Source organism: Alkalibacterium sp. m-11, from assembly GCF_054658155.1.
In genome coordinates this window covers 1-487 of the sequence record NZ_BAAGIR010000360.1, presented here as the reverse complement: position 1 = coordinate 487, position 487 = coordinate 1, and the positions used below count along the sequence as shown (strand labels likewise).

Below are 487 nucleotides of genomic sequence, written 5' to 3'. Positions count from 1 at the left end.
CGCCGTCAAGAAGCTCAAAAGAAAGCAACAGAAACCATGTTTGATTTACTTAATGCGCTACCTTTAAACCGTTTAAAAGCAAACACGATTCTCTTTGATAGCTGGTTTGGTCACGCTGCAGTCATTAAGCAAGTTGTCACAGACTATCCCTTACAGGTCATCTGCATGATCAAACCCATGCGTGCAACCTACGGCTATCAAGGGCAGCGCTATACCCTTAAAGAGCTCTATGCCCATTTGAAGAAAAAACGTGGACGCGCCATTATCAAAGCAGAAGCAATCGTCAGCCTTGGGCTAAATGATAAGGGTGAAGAGATTCATGCCAAAATTATATTTGTTAAAAACCGCAATAGTAAAGGCAAGCGTAATTGGTTAGCGTTACTTTCTACCGACACTGAACTGGAAAATGAAGAAATTATTCGTTTATATGGCAAACGGTGGGACATTGAAACGTTCTTTAAATACTGTAAATCCTACCTGCAGCTCG

Annotated in this window: 1 protein-coding gene; it reads left to right on the top strand. The window is 41.5% G+C overall.

Going from position 1 to position 487, the window contains the following annotated elements; all coding sequences use genetic code 11:
- The coding region (locus ACYQ2O_RS12810; protein WP_459796787.1) for a transposase at positions 1–487 on the top strand (487 nt) is incomplete at both ends.